The organism is Acidaminococcus sp. AM05-11 (assembly GCF_003472805.1).
GTDB classification, from domain to species: domain Bacteria; phylum Bacillota; class Negativicutes; order Acidaminococcales; family Acidaminococcaceae; genus Acidaminococcus; species Acidaminococcus hominis.
The window spans coordinates 23,696-49,461 of sequence record NZ_QRMX01000009.1; the positions used below are offsets into that span (position 1 = coordinate 23,696).

Here is a 25,766-nt window from a genome sequence, read left to right on the forward strand (position 1 = left end):
GCACTCACTCCTTTCTACTCTTCATCAGAATCGTTGCCGTCATCTTGGGAATCATCCAGGCTCATATTCCCGATATCGGCAATCACATCAAAATCACTGGTTTCCGGCTGATCTTCATCCGGGCTCAGGTCATCCTCGCTGGCAGGAGCTTCGGTGCCGATATTGGCTGCGGTACTGGGAGTCTTGCTGGCCATATCCATGTCCAGTTCTCTGGCAATATCGCCCATTCCGATATCTTCATCTTCGTCATCCAAATCGATTTCTTCATCATCTTCATCCAGCACTTGGATATCCAGGCCGATGCTCTGCATTTCCTTCACCAATACCTTGAAGGATTCAGGCACGCCGGGTTCAGGAATATTTTCGCCCTTAACGATGGCTTCATAGGCTTTCACACGGCCTACCACGTCATCGGACTTAACGGTCAGGATTTCCTGCAGGGTATAGGCAGCGCCGTAAGCTTCCAGCGCCCAAACTTCCATTTCACCAAAGCGCTGTCCGCCGAACTGTGCCTTACCACCCAGAGGCTGCTGGGTAACCAGGGAGTACGGGCCGGTAGAACGGGCATGGATCTTATCGGCAACCAAATGGTGAAGCTTCAGGTAGTAGATGCAGCCTACGGTAACCGGGTTATCAAAGGGTTCGCCGGTACGGCCGTCATACAGGGTGGTCTTGCCGCTGGGGTCTACACCGGCCAGCTTCAGGGTCTTGCCCATTTCTTCATCGTGGGCACTATCGAACACAGGAACAGCTACCTGTACCGCATGGTCCACCGTTTGGGGCATGCCAAATTGGTCATAGTCATAGCCGGCTTCCCGCAGCTCTGCTTCCAGGTTGGGATCCTTTTCTTCGATTCTTCTGCCCAAAGAGCAGGCGGCCCAGCCCAGATGGGCTTCCAAAATCTGACCGATGTTCATACGGGAAGGTACGCCCAGGGGGTTCAGTACGATTTGTACCGGTTCGCCGTTGGGCAGGAAGGGCATATCTTCACGGGGCATAATCCGGGAAACAACACCCTTGTTGCCGTGACGGCCGGCCATCTTATCGCCTTCACTGATTTTCCGTTTTTGTACGATATGTACCCGTACCTGCTTGTTTACGCCAGGAGGCAGTTCATCGCCGTTTTCACGGGTGAATACCTTGACGCTGACAATGATACCGGATTCGCCGTGGGGAACCCGCAGGGAGTTATCCCGGACTTCCCGGGCCTTTTCGGCAAAGATGGCACGGATCAGGCGCTCTTCAGCGCTCAGTTCGGTTTCTCCCTTAGGAGTTACCTTACCTACCAGAATGTCGCCAGGGCGAACTTCTGCACCAATCCGGATGATACCGTCTTCGTCCAGATCCTTCAGGGCTTCTTCAGAAACGTTGGGAATATCCCGGGTGATTTCTTCAGGTCCCAGTTTGGTATCACGGGCATCACAGTTGTATTCTTCAATGTGAATGGACGTAAATACGTCGTCTTTTACCAGGTCTTCGGAAAGCAGTACAGCATCTTCGTAGTTGTAGCCTTCCCAGGGCATGTACGCAGCAATGGCGTTGCGGCCCAGGGCCAGTTCACCGTGATCCGTAGCAGGACCATCGGCCAGTACCTGGCCTTCTTCCACCTTGTCGCCCTTGTAGACAATGGGTCTTTGGTTGACGCAGGTGCTCTGGTTGGAACGTTTGAATTTCAGCACGTTGTATTCGTCAATGCCGCCGTTGTCGTCCCGGGTAACCAGGATCTTGTCGCCGCTGACGTATTTTACCGTGCCGGCGTGCTTGGCCAGGATGCAGACCCCGGAGTCCACAGCCACCTTGTATTCCATGCCGGTACCCACTACAGGAGCTTTGGGGTTCAGCAGGGGCACAGCCTGACGCTGCATGTTGGCACCCATCAGGGCCCGGTTGGCGTCATCGTTTTCCAGGAAAGGAATCAGGGCAGCAGCAATGGACATTACCTGTTTAGGAGAAACGTCCATGAAGTCAACCCGGCTGGGGGAAATGGACAGCACATCGTTCTTATCACGGGCAATAACGTGCTCGTTGACAAAGGAGTTGTCATCATTCAACGGTTCGTTGGCCTGGGCAATAACGTAGTTATCTTCTTCATCAGCAGTCAGGTAAACGATTTCGTTGGTAACCTTCTTGTTTTTCTTGTCCACCTTGCGGTACGGGGTTTCAATGAAACCGTACTTGTTCACCACACCATAGGTAGCCAAAGAACCGATCAGGCCGATGTTAGGACCTTCAGGGGTTTCAATAGGACACATACGGCCATAGTGGGAAGGATGGACGTCGCGGACTTCGTAGCCAGCTCTTTCTCTGGACAGACCGCCAGGTCCCAAAGCGGACAGACGGCGTTTGTGGGTCAGTTCGGCCAGAGGGTTGTTCTGGTCCATGAACTGGGACAACTGGCTGCTGCCAAAGAATTCTTTTACCGCAGCAACCACCGGGCGGATATTGATCAGGGCCTGGGGCGTAATCACGTCGGCATCCTGGAGGGTCATCCGTTCCCGGATTACCCGTTCCATACGGGACAGGCCGATACGGAATTGGTTTTGCAGCAGTTCGCCTACGCAGCGTACACGCCGGTTGCCCAAATGGTCGATATCGTCCTTGCCTTCCATACCGTCGATCACGTTCAGCAGGTAGCCAAAGGAAGCAATTACGTCCGCCGGGGTAATGGTCCGAACAGAAGCGTCAATATCTTTCGTAACAATCATGCGTTCCGGATGTTCCTGGAATTTTACCCAGACCTCGGCATAGCCGGCATCCTTGAACAGACCGCTTTCTTCAATGGTGTTGATTTCTTCGTCGCCAATCACGGTGCCAGCGGGCAGAACCACTTCGCCCTGGGTGCCATCGGGGTTTTCGAAGGCCAGGGGAGAAGTCAATTCCTTGCCCAAAAGGCGCTGACGCCAGCCCAGTTTCTTGTTGACCTTGTAACGGCCTACATTGGCCAGGTCATAGCGGCGGTTGTCGGAGAAAATATTCCGGATCAGCTGTTCGGCGTTTTCCAGGTTGGCAGGTTCGCCGGGACGCAGTTTCCGGTAGATTTCCAGCAGTGCATCGTCTTCGTTCTTGGTGCTGTCCTTGGCCAGGGTAGCAACCAGGTACGGATGTTCGCCGAAAGTGGCAATAATATCATCGTTGGTGGGCAGGCCCATCACCCGCAAAAGAGCCGTAGCCGGCAGCTTACGGGTCCGGTCCACACGGGCGTAGATGATTTCGTTCAGGTCGGTTTCGTATTCAATCCAGGCGCCCCGGTTAGGAATAACGGTGGTGCCGTACAGGAACTTGCCCATGGGGTCCATGTCCTTGGCGTAGTAAACGCCAGGAGAACGCACCAGCTGGCTGACGATAACCCGTTCTGCGCCGTTGATCACGAAGGTACCGGTATCGGTCATCAGGGGGAAGTCACCCATGAATACGGTGGATTCCTTGATTTCCCCGGTATCCTTGTACAGCAGGCGGACATCTACATTCAAAGGAGCGGCATAGGTTGCGTCCTTTTCCTTGCAGGTTTCCACATCGTATTTGGGATCGCCGATGGTGAAATTCTCAAAGCTCAGTTCCAGGTTGTCGGTAAAATCCTTAATAGGAGAAACATCCTGGAAAACATCATATAAACCTTCTCTTATGAACCACTCATAAGATTTTCTCTGTAAGTCGATCAAATGAGGCATTTTCAATACTTCTTTGATCTTGGCATAACTGTACCGCAAACGGTCGCCATTATGAACCGGCTTAAACATGTGGGTTCTCACTCCTTTTCTCTGGGCAGGTCTTTCTAAACAAAAAAAATAACAAGGCGGTCAATTAGAGAGATTGATCAGCCTTGTATCGTGTACGTTTTCTCAGTCATCATGTCGTGCTCCTCTCCTCACTTGAGCGGGAACGCGATGTCCAACCACTGAGCACTCGCGGAACCTATTCATCCTGCTATAAAAACTTCATGGACAATTATTATACTACGTATTTCACGGTAATACAATACCTTTTTTCTGGTTTTTAAGACTTTTGGGGTTCAGTTTTTTCCCGGCCGTCCCGCACCAGTTCCTGCCAGGCAGGCTGGTCCCAGGCCAGACGCACAATCGCCACCAGGTCATAACCGGCATTGTACCGATAAAAAATCAAAAACCTGCCGCAATCATAACAACGGACGCCTTCCAGATCCAAAAGGGAGTCCTGGGCATTGGCCGCCAGTTTGGGGGTCCTGCCCAATTTCTCAAGGGTTTTGTCCAGCGCCGCCAGCTCTTGGGCTGGCAGAAGGAGCTTGGCTTGGGTCAGATCCTGAAGGGCCAGCTGGGCCCACATTACATTGCCCTGGGCATCTTCCGTATTATCCTGCCATAGGCTCTGCAAGCCTGCGCCCACATAGGCGCGTACCTGTTCCCGTTCTTTGGCTTCCATAATCCTTCCCTTTCCCCTGCTTCTGCAGCATGACAAAAAGGGAGCCACTGCAAAAAGCTTTCTGCAGCAGCCCCTCTCTTATTTTATGCTTCGGCTTCAACCGGGTAAACGCTGATCAAGCGACGATCTTTACCGCTTCTTTCAAAAGCAACCTTGCCGGCAACTTTTGCATAGATGGTGTAATCTTTACCCATGCCTACGTTTTGACCCATATGGAAACGGGTCCCACGTTGACGAACGATGATGGAACCAGCAGTTACCAGCTGACCATCATGAGCTTTCGTACCCAGACGCTGTGCGTTGGAGTCACGGCCGTTGTGGGTGGAACCAGAACCTTTTTTATGGGCGTGTAATTGAAGAATCAATTCGAACACTTTGCTCACCTCCTGTGTTCTTCAGTAGTCAGATACTGGGGATAATACCGTTTCAGCTCTTGAAGCCCGCAGACCATGGTCTTTAGCAGGACTTCCGTTTGCTCATTGGGAGCATCCTCCAGTCTTACTTCCAGCGTTCCGTCTGCCTCATCGACAGCGCACTGCACTTTATGGCGGAGCACACGCTCCATGCCCAGTACGGGAAGCTGCGTATCCAGGGATACCAGCGCACATACCTGATCGAACCCTTCCGGATTAGAATCGGCATGTCCAGAAACCCGGTACCCGCTGATTTTGTCCTGATCGTTGTAGTAAATATCTACTTGAATCATGACTTATGCTTCGATAGAAGTGATCTCAACCTGAGTATACGGTTGACGATGACCCTGGCGTTTGCGATAGTTGGATTTTGCTCTGTATTTGAAAACAAAAATCTTATCAGCTTTGCCTTGTTTAGCAACTTTAGCAGTTACTTTAGCGCCTGCAACAGTAGGATTGCCTACCTTTACATCGCCGTCGTTGACTACAGTCAGAACATCGTCAAAAACGACTTCCTGGCCTTCTTCAACGTTCAGTTTTTCGATGTTCAGCACATCACCTTCACTGACGCGGTATTGTTTGCCGCCGGTACGAATAATTGCGTACATGTTTGCACCTCCCTCATCCAAGACTCGCCGAATACGGTACTCCTTCCGGAGTTTCAGGAACCCCTCCGGGCGGTAGTGCGAGTTTCACACTAGTTTTTATACTATACAACAAAAAACGGGAAAAGTCAACGCAGACTTCTCCCGTTGCAGCGCCTTTGGTACCTATTGCAGAAACAGATCAAAGGTGGCCAGCTGATTTCCTGCCAAAAGCTGCAAATCGCCTTCTACGTGACCCAGTACCTGCCCGGTAAACTGGGGTCCGCCGCTTTTGTAGAACAGCACAAACCGGTCCTTTTCCGGCCAGAAGACGATATCCCCCGCCTTGTAGCCTCCCATCTGGAGATTGTCCGTGGGAAACTGGTCCACATCCTGGTAGTACACCGCCGTCTGCCCGTCCAGGTCCTTTAAGGCCAGGGTGATGGGCAGTTCCCCTACCAGGGCATGGGTGGTGGCATTATCCTCCACCGAGGCCCACAGCACCTTGTCCCCCAGGGTAATCCGCACCCGGGCCCGGCTGAGATTAATTACGCCGCCCGGCCAATTCTTCTGCTGCACCCGGGCAGCCTGTTTGATGCCCGTCTGTTTCTGGTCCGCCTTGGCCGTTTTTTCACCGGCACAGCCTGCTGCCATAAGGCTCAGCGCCAGCAGCGCTCCTAGTAAAGCGCCGCCCCATTTTCTTTCCATGTTGTTCCCCTCCTGCTGAAAGAAACCTTTACAGCCATAGAGTACGCCTTCTCAAGCCCGTTGTAAATCCCGATTTTCCCAGACAATTTCGCAAAAAAAGCAGGAGGGTAAATTCCCTCCTGCCAATTTTTGCGCTGTCTCCGGCACTGTTTTTATTTTTTGAGGGGAACGCCAACCTTGGCCAGCCAATCCCGCAATTCCTGCTCACTGCCGCTGTAGCGCAGGCCCTCTGTCACTTGGGCTCCTTTGGCCGAAGCCTCTAGGATGCCCACACTTTTTTCAATGGGATAGCCGCCGCTGGTACAAAAGGGCACCACTTTTTTCCCGGAAAGGTCGTAGGATTCCAAAAAGGTGTTCATCATCAACGGTGCCTGATAATCCCAGATGGGATAGCCCACAAATACGGTATCGTACTGTTCCATATGGTCGATTTTGGTTTTCAGCTTGGGCCGGGCATTGCTTTCAATTTCCTTGATGACCATTTGCAGATGCTCCTGATGGTCGGCCGGATAGGGTTTCTCCGGCTGCAATTCTACCAGGTCCCCGCCCACCAGCTGATGAATTTTCTCTGCAGCTGCCCGGGTAGTTCCCGTATGGGAATAATAAGCGATGAGGATATGGCTGCCGGCACTCTGTTGATTTACAGCCTTGGCTGCCTGGGCAGCCGGCTGGCTGGCAGAAGAACTCTCCCCGCAGCCTGCAGCGAAAAGCAGTACCAGTCCCAGTATCAGGGCCCACAGGCCCTTCCAGTTTCTTTTTTGCATAGCGTCCTGCCTCCAGTCTACTGCTGCAGCTCAAAGGTAACCTTCTTGTCCCCGGCCCCGTCAAAAAGCTCTACGCCCTGGTCAATATGGCCCAATTGCTGCCGTTCAAATTCTTCCCCATTCTGCTTGTAGAGAATCACAAAGCTTCCCCGGGGAGCCCAGTACACCAGATCCCCTACAGCGTAGCGGTCGGACCGGGTCTTTTCTGTAGGGAAAGTACCGGCGCCAAACCGATAGCACATTTCCCGGCCGTACAGATTTTGCATATCCAGGGTCAGCGGCAGTTTCTGGGCCAGGGCGCGCATGGTGGCATTGTCTTCCACCGTAGCCCACAGCACCTGATCCCCTACCGTAATTTTCAGTTTGGCGTGTTTCAGGTCCACCGGACCTTTTGCCGTATTTTCCTGGGCTGCCGCTGTTTTTCCCGGCTGGGCGGCCGGCTGGCTTTGCCCGCCTTGGGACGACTGGGCACTGCCGCAGCCTCCTGCCAGCATTCCCACCACCAGCAATACACCGGTAACCAGCATCCATTTTCCTTTCATATGCGTTCCTCCCTATCAGTTATGTTTGCTTTCTGCTTCTACTCTACCTTTTTCCCATTAGAATGTAAAATACCTATTTCAGCTTGCATCCAATGCCTGAAAGGCATTCTAACGATGCAAAAAAAGCGCTGGAAAGCCAGCGCTGCCATTAGTCTTGGGGCGTATATGCATCGTGCTTTTTCCGGAAGAACTCCAAAAATTTTTCTACCGCATGAAGCTCCGGGGTGAACCGCTTCCAGGCCAGCACAGAAGTAGCCGGAAGGACCGGTTCCAACCGGCGGAACACCACCTTTTGGGGATCATACAGGGATACCACCCCATCAATGGTCAGGGCCTTCAGATAGCCCTCCCTGACTACATTGGCCACATTGGTAATGATATTGTAGGTAGCCCTGATGTTCAGCCTTCCCTTCAGCCAATGCTGGAGCTCCCCCCGGAGAATCTGCCGGTTGCTGACAATAATGGGCAGATCCTTCAAGTCCTTTTCCGTAATGTATTCCTTCTGGGCCAAAGGGCAGTCCGCCGCCATCAGCAGTCCCCAATAATCCACATCCTTCATGCGGATGTAATCAAAGGAAGAAGTATCCACCGGCTCCATCATGACGCCCAAATCCAGGGTGCCATGCTCCAGCTGTTCCTTAATGTCCACCGCATTGCTGTTTTGGAGGTCAAAGGTCACCTCCGGATATTCCTGCTGGAACTCCGTCATGCACCGCATCAAAAACTGGACACATTTCAGGCCTCCGCAGCCGATGCGGATATTGCCGGCAACTTCCCCATGGTGATGGATATCATTTTCCAGCTTGTCCATCATGGACACGATTTCCAGGGCCTGATGACGCAGGATTACCCCGGTTTCGGTTAAATGAAAATGGCGTCCCCGGACAAACAATTTCTCTCCCAGTTCTTTTTCCAGTTGGGCCAGCTGCCGGGACAGGGTGGGCTGGGTCAGGTGCAGCAGTTCCGCTGCTTTGGTGATATTTTCTTCCTGAGCCACCATCAGGAAATATTGTAACAGGCGCAGTTCCATAGTAATTCCTCCTGTCTGCGGAAAGTTTCAGGTACGCAAGAGAGACTGCTCCCTGGGAAGCAGTCTCCGCTGTGCCCAGCTCACTGGGCTTTGGCTATTTCAACTTTTAAGGTTCCCTGCAAGGCGTTCAGGACGGCTTGGGGTTCATCCACATGGCCCAAAATTACCAGATTGCCAATGGACGCAGATTTTTCCTCGTCCTTTACGAATATGACAAAGTTCTTGGCCGGCGGCCAGTAAGCCAGGTCCCCGTTTTTATATCCGCTTTGCACATCGCTGGCTTTATAGGACAGGTCCAGGGTATCCCCACAAAAATCGTTGTCCGACGGATTCAGGGTAACCGTTTTGGGCAGCTGTCCCAAAAGTTCCTGGGCAGGAGCTGAGTCATTGAAATGGGCTTTCACCTGCTTTCCATTTACGGTTAGCCTAATTGGCATCGTCTTCTGTGATGCGCTGGCGGAAGCCGTTTTCTCCGTAGCCGCCGTTTTGGTTTCCTGGGCCGTGCTGCTGCCCGTTCCTGTAGACGCCACTGACCCGCAGGCCGCCAAAGAAAGGCAGCAAAGCAGTCCTGCCAGTCCGGCCAAACACCGTTTTTTCTGCATAAACATTCTTCCTTTCCCCCTTAGCTCATGATAACGGTTTGAATTCTCCGATATGCTGGTTGATGACCCGGCCCATGATTTTTTTCATGTTCCAGTCCCCATGGATGCCGTCCAGGGCCAAATTGGTGGGAAGCTCGTCCCCCATTGCCTCAAAGGGCGCCGCCACATCAATATGGGGCTGGGTACGGATAAACCGGTTTACTTCAGCAAAGGCAGCCTGCCAGTTTTCGTCCGTAGGTTCATCAAAAGCCTTTTGAATGTTGGCCGGATTGATGGGCGGAAGGGTCAGCAGGATGGGCATAATTCCCCGTTCCCGGGCCTTCTGCTGCAGGGTTTTCAGGTCTGCAATCACGTCTTCTGCGGGCACCCCAGCCCGAAGGCTGTTGCTGCCGCCCATAATCAGCAGATACTGGATATGAAAGGGCGTCACGTCCTGATCAAACCGGTCCACCATCATTTCACTGGTATCCCCGCTTTGGGACAGGTTGATTACCGGGAAATTCAGATAGTGCCCATAGCTGTAGGCGTAGTCCACGGGACTAAAGGACAGGTGCCCGCCCCCGTGGGAAATGCTGTCCCCGTAAATTCCCGCCACCCATTTCTTATCCGGGTTGTTGGTAATCTTCTGGGGTTCACTCCAAATCCCTACCGGCCGGCCGTTCTTATCCATGCCCCGGACCCGCCAGTAGAATTCCCCAATCCGGGGCTCTGCATCATACAGGTCCGTCAGCACCGTTTCTTCTGCATAGACCCGGTAGCGGGAAGTCAGGTAGCCCTCGGGATTTTCCGGATACCGGTCCGTCACTTCCACTTCGTATTTTTCTGCCCCCGGGTTGCCCGTATAGGCATATACCGGGTACAGCAGCACCGTAGCATTGCCCTTGGTGGCACTGGGCCGGGGCAGAGGAGCATCCCGGTCCACCTTCCGCCAGCTCTGGGTCAGGCTTTGGGGCTGAGAGTAGGGGGTAATGGGGTTGCCGTCCAGGTCAAAGGCCCGGACCCGCCACAAAAGGGGAATGTTCTGCTTCCGCTCCTGGGCAAATTGCTGCTCCGGCAAAAGCAGGTTGCTGGTAAACACCTGCTCATTCCGGTACACCGCCTGGGGTGCCGGCTTTTGGGGATCCGGGGAAGTTTTGTCCGCCGGGAAAATTTCCACTTCGTAGCGGACCGCGTTCAGGTTCTGAGGCCATTGGATCATGCCCAGTTCCTGCTGAACCGGTTCTTCCTCTGAGGAAAGGGCCGCAGCCGGGCTGCTTTTCAGCCGCTGGGCGGTAAACGTCCCCAGCAGCAGGGCGGGCAGCAAAAACATCATCAATACTTTTCCCAGTAAGGGTCTGGGGGCCCGTTGGTGCAGCATATTCAGCACTCCTTTCTGCGGCCAAGCAGCCGGACAAGCAATGGCAATAACTGCCATAGGGTTTGCAGGTTTTGGTTCTTTCTTGTCATCATACTACCTTGTTTGTTCAAAAATGTAAAATACCTATCTATCATTTACTTCTATGCCAAAAGCGAATAGTTTGTGAACTGCCCTGCCCACCCCAAGCGCCTGACGCCAAAATTTTCCACAAAAAAAGTCCGAAGTCCAGCCCGCAGGCATCCCTTCGCTTATATTCCCCGCCGGCGGCACCTAGGCACCGCCCTGCGGCAAATTCTAAGCAAAGTATCCCTACAGGCTTAGACTTCAGACTTTCCGCACTGCCTGGCAAGCCAGGTCAGTTTTTCTTATTCCCCTTTGATGGTTTTGATGATCAGCTGGTTGACCATGCCCGGGTTGGCTTTCCCACGGGATTTCTTCATGATCTGGCCTACCAGGAAGCCAATGGCCTTATCCTTGCCGGCCTTGAAGTCGGCAACGGACTGCGGGTTGGCTGCAATCACTTCATCCACCATGGCTTGGATGGCACCAGCATCGCTGACTTGTTCCAGGCCCAGTTCCTTCACCAGTACGGAAGGAGCTTTATCACTCTTGAGCATTTCTGCAAAGACCTTCTTGGCCAGCTTGCTGGACAGAACGCCTTTTTTGATCAGGTTGACCATTTCGCCCAAATGCTTGGCAGAAATGGGGAACTCGCTGATGGTGCAGTTGTTGGCATTCAGGTAGGCGGAAACGTCACCCAGCATCCAGTTGGCTACACCTTTTACGTCTTCCACGCCTTCAATGGCAGCATCGAAGTACTCGGCCATTTTCTTGTCGGCTACCAACAGTTCTGCATCGTATTCCTGCAAACCTTTTTCCTTGATCAGCCGTTCCTTCCGGGCATCCGGCAGTTCCGGCAGGGCTTTTCTGGCCCGTTCGATCCAGGCATCATCAATGATGATGGGAGCCAGGTCCGGTTCCGGGAAGTAGCGGTAATCGTGGGCTTCTTCCTTGGAACGCATGGAGAAGGTCATGCCTTGGGCATCGTCCCAGGTACGGGTTTCCTGTACCACATGGCCGCCGTCTTCCAGGATTTCCTTCTGGCGTTCTACTTCGTATTCAATGGCTCTTTCCAGGGCTTTGAAGGAGTTCAGGTTCTTGATTTCTGCACGGGTGCCGAATTTCTTGGCGCCTACAGGCATAATGGAAATGTTGGCATCGCAGCGCATGCTGCCTTCCTGCATTTTCCCATCGCAGACTTCGGTGTACTGCAAATAGGAACGCAGTTTTTCCATATAGGCCCGGGCTTCAGCGGCACTGCGCATATCCGGTTCGGATACGATTTCAATCAGGGGTACGCCGGCACGGTTGTAGTCCACGGCGGAGAAATCGGAAGTGCTGATGGAGGCACCGGAGTGCACCAGTTTGCCGGCATCTTCTTCCATATGGATCCGGGTAATGCCAATGCGTTTGGTTTCCCCATCCACGTTGATGTCCACATGGCCGTTCAGGCAGATGGGCTGATAGAATTGGGAAATCTGGTAGGCTTTGGCCAAATCCGGATAGAAGTAGTTCTTTCTGTCGAATTTGCTGTAGTGTTGGATGTCGCAGTTCACGGCCAGGCCAAAACGCAGGGCAAATTCCACCATTTGTTTATTGATTACGGGCAGGGCACCGGGCATGCCCAGGCAAACCGGGCACACATGGGTGTTGGGGGCGCCGCCGAATTCCGTAGAGCAGGAGCAGAAAGCCTTGGTTTTGGTTTTCAGTTCTGCATGGACTTCCAAACCGATTACGGTAATATATTCTGTCATTATTTCTTACCTCCCAGGGACGCCACAGATTTATGGAAATCCGTAGCCTGTTCAAAGGTGTAAGCAGCCCGCAGCAGGGTTTCCTCATCCAGGGCCTTGCCGATCAGCTGCGCACCTACCGGCATCCCATCCACAAAGCCGCAGGGAATGGAAATACCGGGCAGGCCGGCCATATTCACCGGGATGGTGGTTACGTCCAGCATGTAGACCGTCAGGGGATCCATTTTCCCATCCAGAGGATAAGCAACCACAGGGGAAGTGGGAGTCATCAGTACATCGCATTGCTTGAAGGCTTCGTCAAAGTCCCGGCGGATCAGGGTCCGTACCTGCATGGCCTTGTTGTAGTAGGCATCATAGTAACCGGAGCTGAGTACGTAGGTGCCCAGCATAATGCGGCGGCGTACTTCCTGGCCGAAGCCTTCGGTACGGCTCTTGCGCATCATTTCCGGAGCGGATTCCGCTTGGGCATCCCGGAAACCATACCGTACGCCGTCGTAACGGCCCAGGTTGGCGGAAGCTTCAGCCGGAGCAATGATGTAATAGGTAATTACGGCATATTCCGTATGGGGCAGGGACACTTCAATGACCTTGGCACCCAGTTCTTCGTATTTCTTGGCAGCCAGGCGGATCTGTTCAGCAACCTTGGGATCCGTGCCCTGACCGAAATATTCCTTGGGCAGACCAATGGTCAGACCCTTTACATCCTGCCGCAGAGCCTTGGTGAAATCAGGCACCGGGGCGTTGTAGGAGGTGGAATCGTGGGCATCTACCCCGCAGATGGTGTTCAGTACCAGGGCAGCGTCGGTGACGTCCCGGGTAATGGGTCCAATCTGGTCCAGGGAAGAAGCAAAAGCTACACAGCCATAACGGGAAACCCGGCCATAGGTGGGTTTAATCCCTACGCAGCCGTTGAAGGAAGCGGGCTGACGGATGGAACCGCCGGTATCACTGCCCAGGCTCCAAATGGCTTCGCCGGCTGCAATGGCAGCAGCGCTGCCGCCGGAAGAACCGCCCGGTACCCGGGACAGATCCCAGGGATTGTGGGTAATTTGGAAATGGGAAGTTTCCGTGGTAGAGCCCATGGCAAATTCGTCCATGTTGGTCTTGCCCAGGAAAATGGTTTCGTCCTGTCTCAGTTTTTCGATGACATGGGCATCGTAAACAGGAATAAAGTTTTCCAGCATCTTGGAAGCGCAGGTGGTGCGCAGGCCTTTGGTGCTGATATTGTCTTTGATGGCGCCGGGCACCCCAGCCAAAGGCCGAAGGGTTTCTCCCGCTGCAATTTTGGCATCCACCTTGGCAGCCTGTGCCAGGGCGTTTTCCTTATCCAAAGTCAGGTAAGCCTTGACCTGATCTTCCACTGCGTCAATCCGGTCATAAACGGCTTTGGTCAGCTCAACGGAGCTGATTTCTTTTTTCACCAGCTTCTCATGAAGCTCGTGTGCTGTTTCGTTATATAAAGCCACTGTTCTGCCTCCTCTTATTCGATGACCCGAGGAACCTTAAAACCGCCCTCGTATTCTTCCGGAGCATTCTCCATTGCCTCTTCATGACTTACGCCGTGCTGGGGCACGTCTTCCCGCAGCACATTGCTGATGGGGAGTACGTAGGGAGAAGGTTCAATTCCTTCGGTATCCACTTTCTTTAAGATTTCAGCATAATTCAAGATTTGGTTAAACTGCTCTACAAACTTGTCCATTTCGTCCGCCGGTACATTCAGCCGGGACAGATTTGCGATATGCTTTACATCACTTACTGTTACGCTCATTTCTTCACCGCCTATCGAAATCTTTTAAAATCATTTGTACCCAAAGATTATATCACAGCCGCCGGGATTAGAAAACCACTTTACCCCTGCCAGCCCCATTCTATAAGGGTCCGTTCCACCTTGACAAACCTACAGGAAAACAGTAATGTATAGGCATCGTTAAAAGTATATTAATTAACTATGTATTGTCTTCACCCCAGGTGAATTCTAAGGAGGAAACTGCCATGAAATTTAACACTGCCTGTATCCACGGGGACGGCCCCAACGATGCACTGGGAGCCGTATCCCCGGCCATCTACTGTACTTCTACCTTTGCCCATCCGGGACTGGGCAAGTCCACGGGCTATGCCTACACCCGGGAATCCAACCCCACCCACGAACGCCTGGAAAAAGTAATGACTACCCTGGAAGGCGGCGTGGATGCCCTGTGCTTTTCCACCGGCATGGCCGCCATTGACGCCGTAATGCGCCTGTTTGGAACCGGGGACCACATCATCACCGGCTTTGACCTGTACGGCGGTTCCTTCCGGATGTTCCGTTCCGTGTACGAACCCCTGGGCCTTTCCTTCTCCGCCGTCCACACCAGCGATCTGAAAGCGGTGGAAGCAGCCATTACCCCGGCTACCAAAGCCATTTACCTGGAAACCCCCACCAATCCCACCATGGAAATTACGGACCTTAAAGCCCTTCACGAACTGGCAGCGGCCCACAACCTTCTGGTGATTGTAGACAATACGTTCCTGACCCCCTACTTCCAGCGTCCCCTGGAACTGGGCGCCGATATTGTGCTCCACAGCGGCACCAAATATCTGGCTGGCCACAACGACATCCTGGCCGGCTTCGTTATCAGCAAGGACCCGGAAATTGCTGCCCGGCTGCGCCTGATCTACAAGACCACCGGCGCCATGCTCAGCGTGTTTGACGCCTGGCTGATGCTCCGCAGCCTGCGCACCCTGCCCCTGCGCATGAAGCAGCACGAAAACAATGCCCAGCACCTGGCCAAGTGGCTGCAGGAGCAGCCCCAGATTGTCAAGGTGCTGTACCCCGGCCTGCCGGACCATCCGGGCTATGCAATCCAGAAAAAGCAGGCTTCTGGCTTCGGCGGCATGATTTCCTTCTACGTAAAAACCGCAGAAGCCGCCAAAACGGTTCTGGAAAGCGTAAAACTGATCCAGTTTGCAGAAAGCCTGGGAGGCGCAGAAAGCCTGATTACCTATCCCATTACCCAGACCCATGCGGACCTGACCCCGGAAGAAGCGGAAGAAAAGGGCATTACCCATACCCTGCTGCGTTTCTCCGTAGGCCTGGAAGACTGGGAAGATCTGCGGGATGATCTGGCCCAAGTCCTGGCAAAACTGTAACAAATTGAATTACTTTTCTCTTGAAAAAGCGGACAGCGAAAAAATGCCCGCTTTTTTTGCCATTCTGTACTATACTAGAGCTATGAACTACTGTCAGCACAAGGAGGAAGATACTATGGCAGCTATTGAAATCATTCAGGAACTCACCCATAAACGGGCCGCAGCCTACGACGGGGACAAGGTGATTGGCACCTGTACCTTTGTACCGGAAGGAAAGGTCTGGACCCTGGACCATACCATCGTGGATCCCAATTACGGCGGCCAGGGCATCGCCGGCCAGCTGGTCTACAGCGTGGCAGAAATGGCCCGGCAGCAGCAGGCCAAAATCATTCCCCAATGCTCCTATGCAGCCGGGGTTTTCAAACGCAAAAAAGAATACGAAGACGTATTGTACAAGGAAGAATAGGAAAAGGGACTGTGCCGCGGCACAGTCCCTTTTCCTATAGGCGGAGCTGGGCTCCGCCGTTTTTTATTTCATGATCAGCTGGCTCAGGTCCGCCGTTTGGTTTACCTGACGCTTTACTTCCTGCATCAGGGCCAGACGGTTGTTTTTCACCGCTTCGTCCTTGTCCATAACCATTACTGCATCAAAGAAGGCATTCACCGGAGCCGCCAGCACATCGTTGGCTTCCAGTACCTTCTTAAAGGCACAGGCCGCTTCCAGGGGCACCGTAGTCACTTCCACTTTTTGCAGCACTTCCCACAGGGCTTTTTCCGCAGGATCCTGGAACAGGGCAGCATCCACCCCATTTTCCACTTCGTGGTTCTTGCTGATATTTTCTACCCGGGTAAAAGCCTGGATGCTGTCCGCAGCCTGGGGCATTTCCAGGTAAGCAGTCAGGTCGTCAGCCTGCACAAATACATTGGCCAGATCATCGCCGACCGGCACTGCCAGCACTGCATCTACCACATCGTAGCGCAGGCCCTTGTCTAACAGCATATTCTTGGCTCTTTGGGCAAAGAAGTCTTTTACGCTGTCGATGAGTTTGGCCAGATTTTCCACTTCCACCGGCAGGTTCTTCAGAGTAACTTCCAAAATCTTACCCAGGGGGAAGTGTACATTGCCGTCGGAAAGGATGTTCAGGATACCCAGAGCCTGACGCCGCAGGGCATAGGGATCCTGGGAGCCGGTGGGCGCCATGCCCCGGCTGAAGGTAGCCATAATGTTGTCCAATTTATCGGCAATGGCCAGAATGCGGCCTTCGTTGCTTTGGGGCAGTTCATCGCCGGCAAACCGGGGCATATATTGTTCCCCAATGGCTTGGGCCACAGCTTGGCCTTCCCCATCTAACAGGGCATATTCCCGGCCCATGGTACCTTGGAGTTCCGTAAACTCGGTTACCATGCCGGTAACCAGGTCGGCCTTGCACAGGGCAGCGGCCCGGTCCAGGGCAGCGCCGTCAGCGGGCAGATTGGTGGTTTGAAGCAGGGCAGCGCACAGTTTGCGCAGCCGTTCGGTCTTGTCGTACATATTACCCAAACCATGCTGGAAGGCCACCGTATGCAGGGAAGCCCGGTGCTGTTCCAGAGTTTTCTTTCTGTCCCCTTCAAAGAAGAAGACCGCATCGTCCAGCCGAGCCCGCAGCACCCGTTCGTTGCCGTGGGTTACAATATCCAGATGTTCAGCGCCGCCGTTGCGGACGGTGATGAATTTGGGCATCAGCTTGCCGGCCGCATCAAACATGGGGAAGTATCTCTGATGATCCCGCATGGGGGTGATGATGGCTTCCTTGGGCAGCTTCAGATAACGGTCGTCAATATGGCCGCACAGCGCCGTGGGGTATTCCACCAGGTAGAGCACTTCTTCCAGCAGGTCCGGAGAAATCGCTGCTTTGCCGCCTTCCTTGGCAGCCAGCTCCTCAATCTGCTTTTTGATCATAGCCCGTCTCTTGTCCGGATCCACAATAATGAAATTGTCTTCCAGGGTCTTTTCATAGGCGGAAGCCGTAGGAATGGTAATCAAATGGTTGCTGAGAAAACGATGGCCCCGCACCTGGTTCCCGCTTTTTACATCGTTGGCTTCCACCGGGATTACCTGGTCGTCCAGAAGGGCGCACAGCCAGCGGAAGGGACGGACAAAGCCAAAGTCGTAGTCAGCCCAACGCATGGTTTTGGGGAAGTTCAGAGAATGCAGAATATCGTCCAAAATGCCGGGCAGCAGATCCACGGTCTTTTGGCCGGCCAAATGTTTCACGGCATATACGTAGCCGTCCCGCTGCACCAGGTCCGCCACGTCCACGCCCTGGCCCCGGGCAAAGCCCTGGGCGGCCCGGGTGGGTTTGCCCTCTGCGTCAAAAGCAATCTTCAGGGCCGGGCCCTTGCTTTCCGTGGTCATATCCTGCTGCTGGTCTGCCACTTCGCTGGCCAGGAAGGCCATGCGCCGGGGAGTACCGTAGACTTTCAGGGAGCCAAAGGGAATCCGGGCTTCCTGGAGTTTTTTGCCGGCCAATTCGCCGTATTCTTTCAGAATGCCGGGCATGTATTGGGCCGGCATTTCTTCCGTTCCGATTTCATATAACAAGTTCGCCATTATTTTTTACCTCTTTTCAGCAGGGGGAATCCCAGATTTGCCCGTTGTTCCACATAAGCCGCAGCACACAGTCTGGCCAGGGCCCGTACCCGGGAAATGTAGTTGGTCCGTTCACTGACGCTGATGGCGCCCCGGGAATCCAGAAGGTTGAAGGTGTGGGAGCATTTCAGCACGTAGTCGTAGGCCGGACGGATGTTGCCGGTAAGGATAATCCGTTTGGCTTCCTTTTCGTACTTGTCGAACAGGTCAAACAGCAGGTCGATATCGGCCAGTTCGAAACTGTAGCGGGACTGTTCCACTTCGTTGGTGTGGAACACATCTCCATAGGTTACATTATCCACCCAGTTGATGTCGTAGACGTTTTCCACGCCCTGGATGTACATGGCCAGCCGTTCCAGGCCGTACGTGATTTCTACAGCCACCGGTTTGATGTCCAGGCTGCCCACTTGCTGGAAGTAGGTGAATTGGGTGATTTCCATGCCGTCCAGCCATACTTCCCAGCCCATGCCCCAGGCACCCAGGGTAGGAGATTCCCAGTTGTCTTCTACAAAGCGGATATCGTGTTCTTCCGGGTGAATGCCCAGTTCCCGCAGGCTTTCCAGGTACAGTTCCTGGATATTGGACGGGGAGGGTTTCATAATGACCTGGAACTGATGGTGCTGGAACAGCCGGTTGGGGTTGTCCCCGTAGCGGCCGTCAGCCGGGCGGCGGGACGGTTCTACGTAGCAAACGTTCCAAGGTTCAGGTCCCAGTACCCGTAAAAAAGTCGAAGGGTTCATGGTGCCGGCGCCCTTTTCAATATCATAGGGCTGGGCCATAATGCATTTCTGCTTGCCCCAGTAGGCCTGGAGCGTCAAAATGATGGTTTGAAAATTCATGTTTTCTCCTCCTATACAAAAACTCCCGTCTCTGTAATATAGACAGGATTATCTACATTACAGGGACGGGAGTACACTTCCGCGGTTCCACCCTGCTTGCTGCACTGCGCAGCCTCTCTTGTAAAACGGGCGCTCTGGGATGCCATCCCCTTCATTGCGCGTTACGTGGCAACTATAACAAATCCCGGGGCAGTTGTCAAGACTTCTCCTTTTTCTTCAGGCTCCCCCGCTCCACCAGCTTCATGTATTTCATGGCCGTATAGATGCCGTGCTGGAGGGTGGCGATAAAGCCCATGCTGCCTTCCAGGATGCCCCCTTCCAGCAGGTATACCTTGAACATCCCTCCCAGGGCATGGCGGGCGGCCTGGGCAGCGGTGGCCCGGCGGCCCTGCTCAAAAGCGTCCCGGGCCCAAATGGTGGTGTAGTGTCCAGCCTTATCCCACCACTGCTGGAAGGAATCGTAGGTAAAATGCCGCAGGCTTTCCGTCAGCGCCGTCAGCGGCAGGGGACACACCGGCCGCTCATGCACCTTGTGTTCCCACCGGACCTGTCCGGCAGGAAACAGCCGGGTAACCCGGTCGGGGCCAAAGGCGCCCCGATGAAATTCGTGGCCAAAGGCAATGTTGATTCGCTCCAGGGAATACTGGTGGTCCAGCGGCCCTGCCTTAATGGCCTTGATTTTTTCCACAGCTGCTGCCGTAAGCCGTTCATCGGCATCCAGATACAGCACCCAGTCGCAGCTTACCCCTGTCAGGGCAAAATTCCGCTGGGCCGCAAAGTCCTGGTCCCAGGCCCGATAAATTACCTGGGCCCCCAGTTTTTCCGCCAGCGCCACGGTTTCATCGCTGCTGCCGGAGTCCACAATCAGTACCTGGTCCGCCACCAGTTTGGCCGAGCGGATGACGCCCCGGATATTTTTTGCTTCGTTGCAGGTGAGTATCACTGCGGTCAATGTTCCCATGACAAAATCTCCTTCTTTAGCTCCGGAACACTTCCGGATGCCGTACCAGATAACCGGTCAAGTTCATATAGGCTGCCCGCTCCTTGGTATAGGGCGGCTCCCCTTCTTCCAGGGCGCTGGGATCAAGGCCCGGCCCCAGAGGCTGATAAAAATGGTGGGAATAACTGCCAAAAGCGTCCCTGCGCAGCCAGTGGTAGGGAGATACCACGTGGTCCACCGGTTCCAGAAGGGACGGGCAGAGCGAATAATAGGTAAAGCCCTTGGGGGCAATCAGTTCAAAAATGGTGGGAGCAATGTTCATATGTCCCCCGATGGTATTATCTGCCAAACTGTGGGCGTTGAGCTCCCGATGGTTAAACAGCAGCACCGGACTGTGCCGCTCCCGGAGATTGCAGTCCCGGCCCATCAGGGAGGTTTTGCTGAGCACCGGGCTCATATCGATGGAATGGTCCCCGGTCAGGATAAACAGGCAGTCCGGGTACGCTTCCTGCATGGTGCGGATGAACTTGCCCACTGCCTGGTCGGAGAACCAGAAGGTACCCAGGTTCTTTTGGATTTCCTTGTTTTTCCGAATATCTTCCGGGGCGTCCGGCATCACCTGTTCCGGATCATAGCCGTATTTGGCCAGCGGAATCTTAAAGGGCCCGTGATAGCTGGTGGTATAGAGGAAATGGAACTGGTAAGGGCCGCTGGTTTCTTCCTGCTGGAGGATTAATTCCGCCGCCTTTTCCAGGAATACATTGTCGTACACCCCCACCCAGGTTTTGGGAGCCTCCGGACCGCAGAAGTCCGTAGCCGTCATCACCTGGTCAAAGCCGCAGGCCGGGGCAAACCGGTTGAAATTGCCGTAGGTCACGTTGCCCCCATACCAATAGGTGGAATGGTAGCCCAGCTTTTTTAGCTGTCGGGGCAGGGCCGTGGGCAGGTCATTTTGCCAGAAGCTTTCCTTTTCGTTCAGTTCCAGGCCTGCATCAAAAATGCCGCTCATCAGGCTCACGATAGAAGGCCGGGAAATAATGCCGGCGGACAGGGCGCTGGTCAGGGCCGCCGTATGGGGATTATCCATCAGCTGCCGGCCGCCGCTGACCAGATTCAGGCAGGCAAACTGGGGATCAAACAGCTGCTGCAAATAGGTTTCCCCTACAAACAGGAATATATGGGTGGGCTTGGTAATCCGGGGTCCCTGGGCCGTCCGGGGAAAGCCATAAGCCGGTTCCGGCAGCTCCCTTAGGGGCTTTTGGGTGGTCACAAAGGGTTCCAGGGAAGACAGGTCTTCCTCGTCCGTATGCTCGTAGGCGGGGTTCAGCTTGTGCTTCAGGACCTGCTCCAGTGCCACCAGGTCGTCCACCATAGCCTTGGCAAAAAAGATGTCTTTTTTTACCACACTGGGAATGGTATCCCACTCGGGCTTGTCATCGTGCCAAAAAGTGCCCCCGTAGCGGAACCAGTAAAAGGCGGCAATGCAGCCCAGGAACACCAGGGTATTAAAGCCGTACCGGAGTACTGGATTTGGGATTTCCGGATAGGGCAGGCTGGGCAGGTGCAGCAGCCCGGTAATGCACAGGCCGCACAGAGCCAGATAGGGCAAAAGCAGCAGGAGAAGCTGCAAGCCATGGTCCTGATGGAAAAAAATATCCACCAGGTTATGTTTTTCCGCTTTGGCGCCCAGCTTCAGCGTCTGGTTGTAGATGTCGTGGAAATGCTTATAGAACAGCATCTTTCCTGTAAAGGCCAGGTACAGCACCAGACTGTAGATTAGGCCCCCTAATAGCCGCAGGCTGTCCCCCCAGGCCGCGTAGGCCGGGAAAAAGGCGCCGGGCAGGGACAGCAGCACCAGGGGAATTAGAAAAACATAGGCGTTAAAATCCATTCCCCACCAAAAACCGTAGCGGAAGCAGTGCCAAAGCACCGGTCCCTTTCCGGCCAGACTTTTGTAGGGTTGGTACGCCCGGATAAACAGGGCACGGAACACCGCGCACAAAATTGGAAAGAACAAAAACAGTTTCACATCCTGCTGCAGCAGGTGAAAAAATACACTAAACACAGTAACCTCCTTTGGGCAGCTGGCTTTCCAGTTCCCTGTTGTATTGTACACGATTTCCCGCCTTCCGTCACGCTGGAACCTTGGCACAACGACTGATAAACTGCCGGAAATACAAAACGAACCCCCTGCCCGGTACCGGCGCAAAGCCGATCCCTGGCAAGAGGGTTCGTAAAGGATTAGGTTGGTGGGCCCACAAGGATTCGAACCTTGGACCAACCGGTTATGAGCCGGGGGCTCTACCGCTGAGCTATAGGCCCAATCGTGAAGATTATATAACAGGACCTGGAGGCTGTCAATAAAGCCTATTCCAGGAATTCCTTCAGAGGCTTGCTCCGTTTGGGACTTCTCAGCTTACGCAGGGCCTTGGCTTCAATCTGCCGGATGCGCTCACGGGTAACCCCAAAGTACTGTCCTACCTCTTCCAGGGTCCGGGTCCGGCCGTCCAAAAGGCCAAAGCGCAGTTCCAGTACCCGGCGCTCTCTGGGGCTCAAATGCTCCTGCAGCACCTTTTGCAGCTGTTCCTGCAGCAGGGTATAGGACGCCGCATCCGCCGGGGAGGGAGCTTCCTGGTCTTCGATAAAGTCACCCAAATGGGAATCTTCTTCTTCGCCAATAGGAGTTTCCAGGGAAACCGGTTCCTGGGCAATCTTTTGGATTTCCCGCACCCGTTCCACAGGCACATCCATTTCCTTGGCAATTTCTTCTGGGGTCGGTTCCCGGCCCAGTTCCTGCAGCAGCTGGCGGGATACCCGTACCAGCTTGTTGATGGTTTCTACCATGTGGACAGGAATCCGGATGGTCCGCGCCTGGTCGGCAATGGCCCGGGTAATGGCCTGGCGAATCCACCAGGTTGCGTACGTACTGAATTTAAAGCCCTTGTTATAGTCGAATTTTTCTACGGCCTTGATTAACCCCAGGTTGCCTTCCTGAATCAGGTCCAAAAACAGCATACCACGGCCTACATACCGTTTGGCAATGCTGACTACCAGCCGCAGGTTGGCTTCAGACAGGCAGTTTTTGGCGTTTTCGCCGCAGTATTCCATCCGGTGCAGCATTTGGGTAAAACGCTTTTTGGTCTTATCCAACTGGGCCTGGAGTTCCGTATCTTCTTCCTTGGCCTTGGACAGCTTATCTTCCACCACCGTAAGGATTTCTTGGATGGTGCCCAGGCAGCTTTCCTCGGCTTCATCTGCAGAAGGATCCGGAGCATTCCGGGTTACATGGGCAATCTTGTACTTGTTTTCCAGCAGCAGCCGGTGCAGACGCTTTTTCTCGTCCATGGTGAAAGCACTGGTCAGGGCTTGGTATTGGTCCATCTCCAGCACATGGGAATCACCGGTAATCATCTGGATTTTCTTGTACACCAGGTTGATAGCCCGGTTGTCACACCAGGCACCTTCCTTGGTAATCAGCTCATTGGCTTCTGCAAGCAGTTTGGCAGGGGCCAGACGTTTGTTCACCGGCGGGAATTCTCCGTCGGGCTTGTCGCCTTTCAAAATAGCTTTGGCCTGATTGCCCTTATCGGCTCTCTTGGCCAGTTTGACTTCATCGTCACCAGCCAGCAGAGGCACCCGGCCGATTTCTTTTAGGTACATCCGAACCGGGTCATCTACAATGACGCCTTCCGGCACCGACAGGTTGCTCAGTTCGGCTTCGTCCACTTTCAGTTCATCTTCGTCAATGGTGGGCGGTTCTTCTTCTTCGGAGCCATCATCCACCACTTCAATGTTCTTCTCGGCCAATTTGGAGTAGATGGCATCCATTTCGTCCACGGATACGCTGTCCACATTCTGCAGCCGGTCTTGAATCTCTTTATAGGTGAGAACGCCTGCGTTCTTGTGGGCCAGTGCTTCAAACTCAGCTATGTATTCGGCCACGGTCTTTGCTTTTTCTTTCTTACCGCTCTTGCTTTTCACTTTCGTACTTGATTCCGCCTTTCCCGTGGTTTTTGCCGCCCTTTTCTTTTTCGGAACGGCCTTGGCTTTACCCGTTTCCGGGGTATTGTCGTCCGCTGTTTTGTTTTCTGCTGCCTTTGCAGCCAACACCTGCGGGTCCATTTCGACTTTCTTTTTCTCGGTCATCGGGGCGTTCCCTCCTTTCCTGCTATTCAGAAAAACTATATTATTGGTGTTGGGCCAATTTTGTCAAGTTCTCTACTTCCAATTTTATTCGCCGGCATTCTGCCAATTCCTGCAAAAATTTTTCATTGCGCTCTTTTTCATACTTTTCCGCTAGTTGGCTATGTTTTTCATATTCCTTTTCCAAGGCCGCAATCTGCAGCCGGTTCAGGCAATCCCGCAAAATGGAGGGCAGACTGGCTTCCGGCAGGTTCAGGCTGAGAATCCGGGTCAGTTCGGCACTGCCGTCTTCCGACAAACCGGCAAACAGGTCCCGGGGATCCCGGTAGGTTCCCTCCTGGCAGCTTTTCAGCCACAAAAGAAAGATTTCCTGACGGCCCGGGGTGGTAAAGGCCTCGGTATGCACAATCCCTTCCTGCCCGGGCTGGGGCAGCACCCCGCTCAGCAGAGCCCGGAGCACATGGCGTTCCGCCTGCTCCGTAGGGCTGGTGACCTTGACCTTTTGCTGCAGCAGCCACTCCGGATTGTATTTCCGCTGTCCCTCCTGATGGGTCAGTTTCCGGTACTCGCTTTGGATCAGCCCTTCGTCAATGGTCAGGCGCCGGGCAAGGAGCCGGATCCGTTCTCCCGCCTCCACCTCGCTGCGGCACAGCCGGAAAAAGGGCAGCACCTTGGACACCGCTTCTGCCTTACCCCCCAGGGTTTCCAGGTCGCACTGGGCCAGGGTGGCTTCCACCTGATAATCCATGCCGGTTTGGGCATTTTCAATGAGCTTTGCAAAGGCGTCCCGGCCTTCCTTCCGGATAAATTCATCCGGGTCCTTTCCGTCGGTTACGTGCATCACCCGGCATTTTAGGCCTGCCTGGAGAGCCAGGGGAATGGCCCGAAGGGCCGCTTCCCGGCCAGCCCGGTCACTGTCGAAACAGAACACCACTTCAGGGGTAAGCCGCTTTAACAGTTCGGCCTGCTGCTGGGTAAAGGCCGTCCCCATGGAGGCCACCGCCCAGTCAATGCCGGCTGCGTGCAGGCTGATGGCATCCATATGGCCTTCCACCACCAGCGCCTGCTGCCGCTGCCGAATGGGAGACGCCGCCCGGTCCAGGCCAAACAGCAGCCTTCCCTTATGGAACCAGGCCGTTTCCCCAGTATTCATATATTTGGCCGGCGAGGCTTCTGCATTAAGAATCCGTCCGGTAAAGCCCACTACATGACCCCGGGGGTCCTTGATGGGAATCATGATTCTCTCCCGGAACTTGTCGTAGACGCCGGAACTGTGGCTTCTTGCCACCACCAGGCCCGCCTTCAGCAGCACAGCTTCCTTTACGCCCCGCTGCTCCAAAGCCTCATGGAGGGTGGAGAAGTCAGGCGGTGCCATGCCCAGTTCAAAGGAGGCAATTATGGCATCCCCAATGCCCCGGCCGGCCAGATAGGCCAGGCCCTGCTTGCCATATTGGGTATTGATCAGACAGGAATGGAAGAACTTGGCCGCCAGGGTGTTGGCGCTCAGCACTTCCTTGGTTTCCTGCTCCCGGGCAATTTCCCGGGCCGTCTTGGCCCGCTCCGGAATGGGAATCCCATACTTCTGGGCCAGTAATTTCAATGCCTCGGGAAACTCCACATGGTCCCGCTTCATCACAAAAGAAAATACGTCCCCGCCTGCTCCGCAGCCAAAGCAGTGAAACAGCCCCTTGGCCGGGTCCACGGTAAAGGACGGTGTTTTCTCCCCATGAAAAGGACAGCAGCCCCAATAGCGGCTGCCCTTGCGCTTCAAATTGACGGTTTCAGAAACAATGGATACCAAATCCGCTGCCTGCCGTACCTGCTCTTTGAAATTGGCGTATTTCTCTTTCATGTCATCCATGCAGTGTTCATCCTTTTTTCCACGATAATATATGTATTCGACAAAAAAAAAGGATTTCCTTCTTTTTACAAGGAAA

General features: G+C 54.0%; 21 protein-coding genes, 1 tRNA gene and 2 pseudogenes. 2 read left to right on the forward strand and 22 right to left on the reverse strand.

The features are described 5' to 3' along the window. Positions 1-14 precede the first annotated feature (14 nt). The 14 genes from rpoB to gatC form a co-directional block, all read right to left on the reverse strand. Positions 15-3,737 carry a DNA-directed RNA polymerase subunit beta gene (gene rpoB / locus DW089_RS06350; RefSeq protein ID WP_105326873.1) on the reverse strand — a complete coding sequence of 1,241 codons (3,723 nt, stop codon included), beginning with the start codon at positions 3,735-3,737 and terminating at the stop codon, positions 15-17. 256 nt (positions 3,738-3,993) lie between these two features. Then, positions 3,994-4,395 (reverse strand): type II toxin-antitoxin system RelE/ParE family toxin, encoded by a 402-nt coding sequence (locus DW089_RS06355; RefSeq protein ID WP_105326872.1) that lies wholly within the window; start codon positions 4,393-4,395, stop codon positions 3,994-3,996. A gap of 83 nt (positions 4,396-4,478) precedes the next feature. Then, positions 4,479-4,769 carry a 50S ribosomal protein L27 gene (rpmA, locus tag DW089_RS06360; protein ID WP_105326871.1) on the reverse strand — a complete coding sequence of 97 codons (291 nt, stop codon included), beginning with the start codon at positions 4,767-4,769 and terminating at the stop codon, positions 4,479-4,481. A 5-nt stretch (positions 4,770-4,774) separates the two neighbouring features. Continuing rightward, the gene (locus DW089_RS06365; protein WP_105326870.1) at positions 4,775-5,101 is read right to left on the reverse strand and encodes a ribosomal-processing cysteine protease Prp; all 327 of its coding nucleotides are present in this window, start codon (positions 5,099-5,101) and stop codon (positions 4,775-4,777) included. 3 nt (positions 5,102-5,104) lie between these two features. Beyond that, positions 5,105-5,416, reverse strand: a complete 312-nt coding sequence (gene rplU, locus DW089_RS06370) for a 50S ribosomal protein L21 (RefSeq protein WP_105326869.1) — start codon at positions 5,414-5,416, stop codon at positions 5,105-5,107. A gap of 162 nt (positions 5,417-5,578) precedes the next feature. After that, complete coding sequence (locus DW089_RS06375; RefSeq protein WP_105326868.1) at positions 5,579-6,100, reverse strand: cyclophilin-like fold protein; 522 nt, start codon at positions 6,098-6,100, stop codon at positions 5,579-5,581. 152 nt (positions 6,101-6,252) lie between these two features. Continuing rightward, positions 6,253-6,864: a flavodoxin gene (locus DW089_RS06380; protein WP_105326867.1), complete on the reverse strand. Its 612-nt coding sequence runs from the start codon at positions 6,862-6,864 to the stop codon at positions 6,253-6,255. 17 nt (positions 6,865-6,881) lie between these two features. Continuing rightward, positions 6,882-7,406 carry a cyclophilin-like fold protein gene (locus DW089_RS06385; protein ID WP_199614643.1) on the reverse strand — a complete coding sequence of 175 codons (525 nt, stop codon included), beginning with the start codon at positions 7,404-7,406 and terminating at the stop codon, positions 6,882-6,884. Positions 7,407-7,554: 148 nt separating this feature from the next. Continuing rightward, the gene (locus DW089_RS06390) at positions 7,555-8,436 is read right to left on the reverse strand and encodes a LysR family transcriptional regulator (protein ID WP_105326866.1); all 882 of its coding nucleotides are present in this window, start codon (positions 8,434-8,436) and stop codon (positions 7,555-7,557) included. An 80-nt stretch (positions 8,437-8,516) separates the two neighbouring features. Continuing rightward, positions 8,517-9,038, reverse strand: a complete 522-nt coding sequence (locus DW089_RS06395; RefSeq protein ID WP_158572334.1) for a cyclophilin-like fold protein — start codon at positions 9,036-9,038, stop codon at positions 8,517-8,519. A 25-nt stretch (positions 9,039-9,063) separates the two neighbouring features. Next, complete coding sequence (locus tag DW089_RS06400; protein WP_231086331.1) at positions 9,064-10,395, reverse strand: GDSL-type esterase/lipase family protein; 1,332 nt, start codon at positions 10,393-10,395, stop codon at positions 9,064-9,066. Positions 10,396-10,760: 365 nt separating this feature from the next. Continuing rightward, positions 10,761-12,209, reverse strand: a complete 1,449-nt coding sequence (gene gatB, locus DW089_RS06405; protein ID WP_105326864.1) for an Asp-tRNA(Asn)/Glu-tRNA(Gln) amidotransferase subunit GatB — start codon at positions 12,207-12,209, stop codon at positions 10,761-10,763. Beyond that, a complete protein-coding gene (gene gatA, locus DW089_RS06410) occupies positions 12,209-13,675 on the reverse strand; it encodes an Asp-tRNA(Asn)/Glu-tRNA(Gln) amidotransferase subunit GatA (RefSeq protein ID WP_105326863.1) in 1,467 nt (488 codons plus the stop codon). The genes gatB and gatA overlap by 1 nt, the downstream gene beginning before the upstream one ends. Before the next feature lie 14 nt (positions 13,676-13,689). Beyond that, positions 13,690-13,977 (reverse strand): Asp-tRNA(Asn)/Glu-tRNA(Gln) amidotransferase subunit GatC, encoded by a 288-nt coding sequence (gatC, locus tag DW089_RS06415; RefSeq protein ID WP_105326862.1) that lies wholly within the window; start codon positions 13,975-13,977, stop codon positions 13,690-13,692. Positions 13,978-14,201: 224 nt separating this feature from the next. On the opposite strand from gatC, the gene DW089_RS06420 reads away from it, so the two are divergent. Both DW089_RS06420 and DW089_RS06425 read left to right on the forward strand, forming a co-directional pair. After that, positions 14,202-15,338 carry a PLP-dependent aspartate aminotransferase family protein gene (locus DW089_RS06420; RefSeq protein WP_105326861.1) on the forward strand — a complete coding sequence of 379 codons (1,137 nt, stop codon included), beginning with the start codon at positions 14,202-14,204 and terminating at the stop codon, positions 15,336-15,338. 115 nt (positions 15,339-15,453) lie between these two features. Beyond that, positions 15,454-15,744, forward strand: a complete 291-nt coding sequence (locus DW089_RS06425; RefSeq protein WP_105327423.1) for a GNAT family N-acetyltransferase — start codon at positions 15,454-15,456, stop codon at positions 15,742-15,744. 63 nt (positions 15,745-15,807) lie between these two features. Here DW089_RS06425 and glyS read toward each other — a convergent pair whose 3' ends face one another. From glyS to dnaG, 8 genes and pseudogenes are all read right to left on the reverse strand, one after another. After that, a complete protein-coding gene (gene glyS / locus DW089_RS06430) occupies positions 15,808-17,868 on the reverse strand; it encodes a glycine--tRNA ligase subunit beta (RefSeq protein WP_105326860.1) in 2,061 nt (686 codons plus the stop codon). Continuing rightward, positions 17,868-18,746, reverse strand: coding sequence for a glycine--tRNA ligase subunit alpha (gene glyQ, locus DW089_RS06435; RefSeq protein WP_105326859.1), 879 nt, complete (start codon positions 18,744-18,746; stop codon positions 17,868-17,870). The genes glyS and glyQ overlap by 1 nt, the downstream gene beginning before the upstream one ends. A gap of 196 nt (positions 18,747-18,942) precedes the next feature. Continuing rightward, on the reverse strand, positions 18,943-19,707 hold the full coding sequence (locus DW089_RS06440; protein WP_105326858.1) for a glycosyltransferase family 2 protein: 765 nt from the start codon (positions 19,705-19,707) through the stop codon (positions 18,943-18,945). A gap of 16 nt (positions 19,708-19,723) precedes the next feature. Beyond that, the gene (locus DW089_RS06445) at positions 19,724-21,751 is read right to left on the reverse strand and encodes an LTA synthase family protein (RefSeq protein ID WP_118286960.1); all 2,028 of its coding nucleotides are present in this window, start codon (positions 21,749-21,751) and stop codon (positions 19,724-19,726) included. Positions 21,752-21,933: 182 nt separating this feature from the next. After that, positions 21,934-22,008, reverse strand: a tRNA-Ile gene (locus tag DW089_RS06450). 45 nt (positions 22,009-22,053) lie between these two features. Further along, positions 22,054-22,809: pseudogene (gene rpoD / locus DW089_RS11800) on the reverse strand (RNA polymerase sigma factor RpoD); the annotation flags it as partial. A gap of 495 nt (positions 22,810-23,304) precedes the next feature. Then, positions 23,305-23,832: pseudogene (locus DW089_RS11805) on the reverse strand (RNA polymerase sigma factor region1.1 domain-containing protein); the annotation flags it as partial. A 40-nt stretch (positions 23,833-23,872) separates the two neighbouring features. Further along, on the reverse strand, positions 23,873-25,690 hold the full coding sequence (gene dnaG / locus DW089_RS06460) for a DNA primase (RefSeq protein WP_105326855.1): 1,818 nt from the start codon (positions 25,688-25,690) through the stop codon (positions 23,873-23,875). Between the last annotated feature and the right edge of the window lie 76 nt (positions 25,691-25,766).

Excerpts from the sequence above, each read along its gene's own strand:
- DW089_RS06420 (WP_105326861.1), top strand. The coding sequence starts at position 14,202 with ATGAAATTTAACACTGCCTGTATCCACGGGGACGGCCCCAACGATGCA.
- gatB (WP_105326864.1), bottom strand. The coding sequence starts at position 12,209 with ATGACAGAATATATTACCGTAATCGGTTTGGAAGTCCATGCAGAACTG.
- DW089_RS06395 (WP_158572334.1), bottom strand. The coding sequence starts at position 9,038 with ATGCAGAAAAAACGGTGTTTGGCCGGACTGGCAGGACTGCTTTGCTGC.
- DW089_RS06385 (WP_199614643.1), bottom strand. The coding sequence starts at position 7,406 with ATGAAAGGAAAATGGATGCTGGTTACCGGTGTATTGCTGGTGGTGGGA.
- DW089_RS06400 (WP_231086331.1), bottom strand. The coding sequence starts at position 10,395 with ATGCTGCACCAACGGGCCCCCAGACCCTTACTGGGAAAAGTATTGATG.
- DW089_RS06440 (WP_105326858.1), bottom strand. The coding sequence starts at position 19,707 with ATGGGAACATTGACCGCAGTGATACTCACCTGCAACGAAGCAAAAAAT.
- DW089_RS06365 (WP_105326870.1), bottom strand. The coding sequence starts at position 5,101 with ATGATTCAAGTAGATATTTACTACAACGATCAGGACAAAATCAGCGGG.
- glyQ (WP_105326859.1), bottom strand. The coding sequence starts at position 18,746 with ATGAATTTTCAAACCATCATTTTGACGCTCCAGGCCTACTGGGGCAAG.
- DW089_RS06390 (WP_105326866.1), bottom strand. The coding sequence starts at position 8,436 with ATGGAACTGCGCCTGTTACAATATTTCCTGATGGTGGCTCAGGAAGAA.
- DW089_RS06375 (WP_105326868.1), bottom strand. The coding sequence starts at position 6,100 with ATGGAAAGAAAATGGGGCGGCGCTTTACTAGGAGCGCTGCTGGCGCTG.
- DW089_RS06355 (WP_105326872.1), bottom strand. The coding sequence starts at position 4,395 with ATGGAAGCCAAAGAACGGGAACAGGTACGCGCCTATGTGGGCGCAGGC.
- glyS (WP_105326860.1), bottom strand. The coding sequence starts at position 17,868 with ATGGCGAACTTGTTATATGAAATCGGAACGGAAGAAATGCCGGCCCAA.
- rpoB (WP_105326873.1), bottom strand. The coding sequence starts at position 3,737 with ATGTTTAAGCCGGTTCATAATGGCGACCGTTTGCGGTACAGTTATGCC.
- dnaG (WP_105326855.1), bottom strand. The coding sequence starts at position 25,690 with ATGGATGACATGAAAGAGAAATACGCCAATTTCAAAGAGCAGGTACGG.
- rplU (WP_105326869.1), bottom strand. The coding sequence starts at position 5,416 with ATGTACGCAATTATTCGTACCGGCGGCAAACAATACCGCGTCAGTGAA.
- DW089_RS06380 (WP_105326867.1), bottom strand. The coding sequence starts at position 6,864 with ATGCAAAAAAGAAACTGGAAGGGCCTGTGGGCCCTGATACTGGGACTG.
- gatC (WP_105326862.1), bottom strand. The coding sequence starts at position 13,977 with ATGAGCGTAACAGTAAGTGATGTAAAGCATATCGCAAATCTGTCCCGG.
- DW089_RS06425 (WP_105327423.1), top strand. The coding sequence starts at position 15,454 with ATGGCAGCTATTGAAATCATTCAGGAACTCACCCATAAACGGGCCGCA.